The sequence below is a fragment of the Variovorax sp. FW305-3-2-15-B-LB1 genome (assembly GCF_058787635.1).
Genome location: NZ_JBYSZY010000021.1, coordinates 96842 through 103758, shown reverse-complemented (window position 1 = coordinate 103758; position 6917 = coordinate 96842). Strand labels below are relative to the sequence as shown.

General features: G+C 69.0%; 8 protein-coding genes. All 8 read left to right on the top strand.

The window, feature by feature from the left end:
- The first annotated feature begins 75 nt into the window (after positions 1–75).
- Genes AC3WQR_RS15570 through AC3WQR_RS15535 form a run of 8 tightly spaced genes read left to right on the top strand, consistent with a single transcriptional unit; the run spans position 76 to position 6915 of the window.
- Positions 76–438, top strand: coding sequence for a phenol hydroxylase subunit P4 (locus tag AC3WQR_RS15570; RefSeq protein WP_354344627.1), 363 nt, complete (start codon positions 76–78; stop codon positions 436–438).
- A 22-nt stretch (positions 439–460) separates the two neighbouring features.
- Positions 461–1519 carry an NADH:ubiquinone reductase (Na(+)-transporting) subunit F gene (locus AC3WQR_RS15565; protein ID WP_369630167.1) on the top strand — a complete coding sequence of 353 codons (1059 nt, stop codon included), beginning with the start codon at positions 461–463 and terminating at the stop codon, positions 1517–1519.
- 13 nt (positions 1520–1532) lie between these two features.
- Positions 1533–1877 (top strand): 2Fe-2S iron-sulfur cluster binding domain-containing protein, encoded by a 345-nt coding sequence (locus tag AC3WQR_RS15560; RefSeq protein WP_070062844.1) that lies wholly within the window; start codon positions 1533–1535, stop codon positions 1875–1877.
- 31 nt (positions 1878–1908) lie between these two features.
- A complete protein-coding gene (locus AC3WQR_RS15555) occupies positions 1909–2841 on the top strand; it encodes a catechol 2,3-dioxygenase (protein ID WP_492742653.1) in 933 nt (310 codons plus the stop codon).
- A gap of 13 nt (positions 2842–2854) precedes the next feature.
- Positions 2855–4309: a 2-hydroxymuconic semialdehyde dehydrogenase gene (locus tag AC3WQR_RS15550; RefSeq protein WP_492742652.1), complete on the top strand. Its 1455-nt coding sequence runs from the start codon at positions 2855–2857 to the stop codon at positions 4307–4309.
- 10 nt (positions 4310–4319) lie between these two features.
- Positions 4320–5144, top strand: coding sequence for an alpha/beta fold hydrolase (locus AC3WQR_RS15545; protein WP_492742650.1), 825 nt, complete (start codon positions 4320–4322; stop codon positions 5142–5144).
- 45 nt (positions 5145–5189) lie between these two features.
- On the top strand, positions 5190–5972 hold the full coding sequence (gene dmpE, locus AC3WQR_RS15540) for a 2-oxopent-4-enoate hydratase (RefSeq protein WP_492742648.1): 783 nt from the start codon (positions 5190–5192) through the stop codon (positions 5970–5972).
- A 13-nt stretch (positions 5973–5985) separates the two neighbouring features.
- Positions 5986–6915 (top strand): acetaldehyde dehydrogenase (acetylating), encoded by a 930-nt coding sequence (locus AC3WQR_RS15535; RefSeq protein WP_492742647.1) that lies wholly within the window; start codon positions 5986–5988, stop codon positions 6913–6915.
- Positions 6916–6917: the final 2 nt, after the last annotated feature.

Genomic DNA, 6917 nt, shown 5'->3' with positions numbered 1-6917 from the left:
CTCATCGACCCCCGCGCTCCCGCCGTGCCCCACGCACGGCGTGGGCGGCGCTCACCCCGAAACAAGGAGACCAACATGTCTGTTGTTGCACTCGCCCCCGGTTACACCGGCACCGTCATGGACAGCGAAGACCGCTTCCACGGCAACCGCCTGCTCTACATCGGCTGGGAAGACCACCTGCTCTTCTGCGCCCCCGTGTGCCTGCCGCTGCCCGCGGCCATGCCCTTCGGCGCGCTCATCAGCGACGTGCTGCCCGGCGTGTACGGCAGCCACCCCGACTTCGAAAAGGTCGACTGGTCGAAGGTCGAATGGTTCGACTCCGGCAAGCCCTTCGCGCCCGACGCGGCGAAGTCGCTGGCCGACAACGGCCTGGTCCACAAGTCGGCGCTGCGTTTTCGAACGCCCGGGCTCACGGGCATCGGCGGCTCGTTCAGCTGAGCACAGGAAGGAGGGCCTTGCCATGAGCTTCCAGATCATGATCGAGCCGCTCGGCCAGGCCGTGGCGGCGCGCGACGGACAGACCGTGCTCGACGCCTGTCTGCGCGCCGGCGTGTGGCTGCCCCACGCCTGCGGCCACGGCGTGTGCGGCACCTGCAAGGTGCAGGTGCTCGAAGGCGAGTGCGAGCACGGCGACGCGTCCAACTTCGCGCTCATGGACTTCGAGCGCGACGACGGCAAGATCCTCGCGTGCTGCGCGATGGCGCAGGCCGACCTGGTCATCGAGGCCGAGATCGACGAAGACCCCGACGCGCAGTTCCTGCCACTGGAAGACTTCGACGCCGAGCTGGTCGAGGCCCGCATGCTCACGCCCACCATCCGCGGCCTGTGGCTGCGCACCGACCGGCCAGCACCGTTCCAGGCCGGCCAGTACGTGATGCTGCACGTGCCGGGCGTGGAGGGCGCGCGCGCCTTCTCGATCGCCAACGCACCCGACGACCACCTCGTCGAGCTGCACATCCGCCGCGTGCCCAACGGCCGCGCCACGGGATGGCTGCACGACGAACTGCAGGTGGGCCAGCGGCTGCGCTTCACCGCACCCAACGGCCGCTTCTTCGTGCGCAAGTCGGCGGGGCTGCCGATGATCTTCGTGGCCGGCGGCTCGGGCCTGTCGAGTCCGAAGTCGATGGTGCTCGACCTGCTGGCCGAAGGCTGCACCTTGCCGATCACGCTGGTGCAGGGCGCGCGCAACACCGAAGAGCTGTACTACCGCGCGCTCTTCGAGCAGCTCGCCGAGCGGCACCCCAACTTCACCTACGTGCCCGTGCTGTCCGACCTGCCGGCCGACAGCGACTGGCATGGGGCGCGCGGCTTCGCGCACGAGGCGCTGAAGGCCCACTTCGCGAACGACTTCCGCGGCCACAAGGCCTACCTGTGCGGGCCGCCGCCAATGACCGAGGCCTGCATCGCCACGCTGATGCAGGGCCGCCTGTTCGAGCGCGACATCTACACCGAGAAATTCTTCACCGCTGCCGATGCGGCCTCTGCAGCGCCGCGCAGCCCGCTCTTCAAGGCGTTGTGACGTGGAGCCGGTCATGCGCTTTTCCGTCGCCATCGGCAACACCCACGAGCACTACCTGTGCCGCGCCGACCAGACCCTGCTCGGCGGCATGGAGCAGCTTGGCCGCAAGGGCATCCCGGTCGGCTGCCGCGGCGGCGGTTGCGGCGTGTGCAAGGTGCGCATCGAGTCGGGCGCCGTGCGCCGCGAGCGCATGAGCCGCTGCCACGTCAGCGCCGAAGAAGAAGCGCAGGGCTACGTGCTGGCCTGCCGCGCCTACCCGCAGAGCGACCTGGCCCTGCGCGCCGTCGAGAAGCTGGCGCGCTGCATCGAGCGGCGCCTGGCCGCGTCGCAGCCCGCCGTTCCCCGTTCCCCCACCTGAACCTTTCCCTCACCCACCAAAGGAGACTTCCATGGCACTCACTGGCATCATTCGCCCCGGACACGTGCAACTGCGCGTGCTCGACCTCGGGGCCGCCCTCATGCACTACCGCGATGTGCTGGGCCTGATCGAAACCGGGCGCGATGCGCAGGGTCGCATCTACCTCAAGGCCTGGGACGAACACGACCACCACAGCGTCGTGCTGCGCGAAGCCGACGAGGCCGGCATGGACTTCATGGGCTTTCGCGTCGACTCGCCCGCCACGCTCGACCAGCTCGCCGCCGACCTGAAGGCCAGCGGCCTGGCCACCGACATGCAGTGGATCGACGCCGGCGAGCACCTGCGCACCGGCCCGCGCTTTCGCTTCACCGTGCCCACCGGCCATGCCATCGAGCTCTTCGCCGAGAAGGAGAAGGTCGGCAACGGCATGCCGTATGAAAACCCCGAGGTCTACCCCGACGACCTCAAGGGCATGGCGCCCTCGCGCTTCGACCACTGCCTGCTGTACGGCGACGACCTCGACGGCACCATGAAGCTGTTCACCGAGGTGCTGGGCTTCCAGCTGGCCGAGAGCGTGGTGGCGGGCCCCGAGCGCATGTACATCGCGGCCTTTCTCACCTGCTCGACCAAGCCGCACGACATCGCCTTCATCCGCCACCCCGAGAAGAACAAGTTCCACCACGCCTCGTTCCTGCTCGACAACTGGGGCGAGGTGCTCAAGGCGGCCGACATCATCACCAAGAAGCGCGTGTCGCTGGACATCGGCCCCACGCGCCACGGCATCACGCGCGGCGAAACCATCTACTTCTTCGACCCGAGCGGCAACCGCAACGAGGTGTTCTCGGGCGGCTACATCTTCTACCCCGACAAGCCGCCGCTGGTGTGGACCGACGACGAACTCGGGCGCGCGATCTTCTATCACGACCGCAAGCTCAACGAGAACTTCCTGAGCGTGGTGACCTGAAGGAGACGGTGCGATGAAACAGTTCATGAACTTCATCGGCGGCGAGTTCGTCGCCACGACGAAGACCTTCGACAACCGCGCGCCGGTGGACAACCGCGTCATCGGCAAGGTGCACGAGGCCGGCCGCAGCGAGGTCGATGCGGCCGTGCGCGCCGCACGCGCGGCGCTCAATGGCGAGTGGGGCCGCATGAGCGTCGCGCGCCGCGTCGAGCTGCTGCATGCCGTGGCCGACGAGATCAACCGGCGCTTCGACGACTTCCTGGCGGCCGAGATGGCCGACACCGGCAAGCCGCACGCGCTGGCCTCGCACGTCGACATCCCGCGCGGCGCGGCCAACTTCAAGGTGTTTGCCGACATCGTGAAGAACGTACCCACCGAGAGCTTCGAGATGACGACGCCCGACGGCGGGCAGGCGCTGAACTACGCCGTGCGCTCGCCGCTGGGCGTGATCGGCGTCGTGTGTCCGTGGAACCTGCCCCTGCTGCTCATGACCTGGAAGGTCGGCCCCGCGCTGGCCTGCGGCAACACGGTGGTGGTCAAGCCTTCGGAAGAAACGCCGGCCACCGCCACGCTGCTGGGCGAGGTGATGAACGCGGTCGGCATCCCGCCCGGCGTCTACAACGTGGTGCACGGCTTCGGGCCCGACTCGGCCGGCGAGTTCCTCACCACGCACCCGGGCGTGGACGGCATCACCTTCACGGGCGAGACGCGCACCGGCGAGGCCATCATGGGGGCGGCCGCCAAGGGCGTGCGGCCCGTGTCCTTCGAGCTGGGCGGCAAGAACGCCGGCATCGTGTTCGCCGACGCCGATTTCGACAAGGCCGTGGCCGGCATCACGCGCTCGGCCTTCGAGAACTGCGGCCAGGTGTGCCTGGGCACCGAGCGCGTCTACGTGCAGCGGCCGATCTTCGACAAGTTCGTCGCGGCGCTCAAGGCCAAGGCCGAGGCGCTCAAGCCGGGGCCGTCGGAAGAAGTCGGCGTGGGCATCGGCCCGCTGATCTCGCGCGAGCACCAGCAGAAGGTGCTGTCGTACTACGCGAAGGCCGTGAAGGAAGGCGCCACCGTCGTCACCGGCGGCGGCGTGCCATCCATGAAGGGTGCGCTGGCCGAGGGGAACTGGGTGCAGCCCACCATCTGGACCGGCCTGCCCGAGACGGCCTCGGTGATCCGCGAGGAAATCTTCGGCCCCTGCTGCCACATCGCGCCCTTCGACACCGAGGAAGAAGCCATCGCGTTGGCCAACGCCACCGACTACGGCCTGGCGACCACCGTGTGGACCGAGAACCTGGGCCGCGCCCACCGCGTGGCCAAGCAGGTGCAGGTCGGCATCTGCTGGGTCAACAGCTGGTTCCTGCGCGACCTGCGCACCGCCTTCGGCGGTGCCAAGTCGTCGGGCATCGGCCGCGAAGGCGGCGTGCATTCGCTCGAGTTCTATACCGAGCTGCGCAACGTTTGCATCAAGCTGTGAGGGCCCGGCGGTGAGCAACCCCGAAATCGCGAACAGCATCCGCACGGGTGCGTTCCACACCAACGTCCACGACCTGGGCGAGGGCGCGCCGGTGCTCTTCATCCACGGCTCGGGCCCGGGCGTGAGTGCGTGGGCCAACTGGCGGCTGGTGCTGCCGGTGCTCGCGCAGACGCGCCGCGTGATCGCGCCCGACATGGCCGGCTTCGGCTTCACCGAGCGCGTGCCCGGCGCGGCCTACACCATGGACGCCTGGGTGCAGCAGGCGCTCGACCTGCTCGACGCGCTCGACATCGAGCGCCCCGACGTGGTGGGCAACTCCTTCGGCGGTGCGCTGGCATTGGCACTCGCCATCCGCGCGCCGCACCGCGTGCGCCGGCTGGTGCTCATGGGCAGCGTGGGCGTGCCGTTCGCGATCACGCCGGGGCTCGACGCGGTGTGGGGCTACACGCCCTCGTTCGCGAACATGCGCCGGATCATGGACGTGTTCGCGTTCGACCGCGCCCTCGTCACCGACGAGCTCGCGCAGCTGCGCTACGAGGCCAGCACGCGGCCCGGCTTCCAGGAGACCTTCGGCGCGATGTTCCCGGCGCCGCGCCAGCGCTGGGTCGATGCCATGGCGAGCCCGGAGGCTGCCATCCGCGCACTGCCGCACGAGACGCTGCTGATCCACGGCCGCGAAGACCAGGTGATCCCGCTGACCACCTCGCTCACGCTGAGCCAGTGGATTCCCCGCAGCCAGCTGCATGTGTTCGGCCGCTGCGGCCACTGGACGCAGATCGAGCACAGCGCGCGCTTCGCCCGCCTGGTCGGCGACTTCCTGAACGAAGCCGATTGACCGATTGATTGATTCACCCGAGACAGAGCAAAGGAAAGACCCCCCATGGACCCCACCCTCATCCAGCGGCTCGGCGACGAGCTCTACGACGCGCTGCGCGAGCGCAGCGTCGTGGAGCCGCTCACCAGCCGGCACGCAGGCATCACCATCGCCGACGCCTACGGCGTGCAGCAACGCATGATCGCGCGCCGACTCGACGCCGGCGAGCGCGTCGTCGGCAAGAAGATCGGCGTGACCTCGCGCGCCGTGATGAACATGCTGGGCGTGTTCCAGCCCGACTTCGGCTACCTGCTCGACGGCATGGTCATCGGCGAGGGCGAGTCGATCGACAGCCGCACGCTCATCCAGCCCAAGGCCGAGGGCGAGATCGCCTTTCTGCTCAAGCGCGACCTCATGGGCCCCGGCATCGGCAACGCCGACGTGCTGGCCGCCACCGAGTGCGTGATGCCCTGTTTCGAGATCGTCGATTCGCGCGTCCGCGACTGGAAGATCCAGATCGCCGACACCGTGGCCGACAACGCCTCCTGCGGCGTGTTCGTGCTCGGCGACCACGCGGTCGATCCGCGCCGCCTCGACCTGGCCACCTGCGGCATGGTGCTCGAGAAGAACGGCGAAATCATCGCCACCGGCGCGGGCGCCGCTGCGCTCGGCTCGCCGGTGAATGCGGTCGCGTGGCTGGCCAACACGCTGGGCGCGCTGGGCATCGGGCTCAAGGCGGGCGAGGTGATCCTGTCGGGCGCGCTCGCAGCGATGTTCCCCGCCAAGGCCGGCGACAACTTCCGCGTCTCGATCGGCGGCCTCGGCGGCTGCTCGGTGCGCTTCCACTGAAGGAGACAACCCCATGACGACCCCAACGAAGATCAAGTGCGCGCTGATCGGCCCCGGCAACATCGGCACCGACCTGCTCGCCAAGCTGCAGCGCAGCCCGGTGCTCGAACCCGTGTGGATGGTGGGCATCGACCCCGAATCCGATGGCCTGAAGCGCGCCGGCGAGATGGGCCTGAAGACCACGGCCGAGGGCGTGGACGGTCTCTTGCCGCATGTGCAGGCCGACGGCGTGCAGATCGCGTTCGACGCCACCAGCGCCTACGTGCATGCCGAGAACAGCGCCAAGCTCAACGCGCTCGGTGTGCTCATGATCGACCTCACGCCGGCGGCCATCGGTCCGTTCTGCGTGCCGCCGGTCAACCTCAAGAGCCTGCTCATGGCGGGCGGTGCGCGGCCGGCCAACGTCAACATGGTCACCTGCGGCGGGCAGGCCACCATCCCGATGGTGGCGGCGGTGTCGCGCGTGCAGCCGGTGGCCTACGGCGAGATCGTGGCCACCGTGTCGAGCCGCTCGGTCGGCCCGGGCACGCGCAAGAACATCGACGAGTTCACGCGCACCACGGCCGGTGCGGTCGAGCGCGTGGGCGGCGCGGCCAAGGGCAAGGCGATCATCATCGTCAACCCGGCCGAGCCGCCGCTGATCATGCGCGACACGGTGCACTGCCTCACCGAAGGCCCGCCCGACGAGGCGCGCATCATGGCCTCGGTGCACGAAATGATCGCCGAGGTGCGCAAGTACGTGCCGGGCTACAAGCTCGTGAACGGACCGGTGTTCGACGGCCACCGCGTGTCGATCTACCTGGAGGTCGAGGGCCTGGGCGACTACCTGCCCAAGTACGCCGGCAACCTCGACATCATGACCGCCGCCGCGGCGCGCACGGCCGAAATGTTCGCCGAAGCGATGCTCGCCAGCCTCCCGCAACCCGAGCCCGCCGTGGCCTAGGA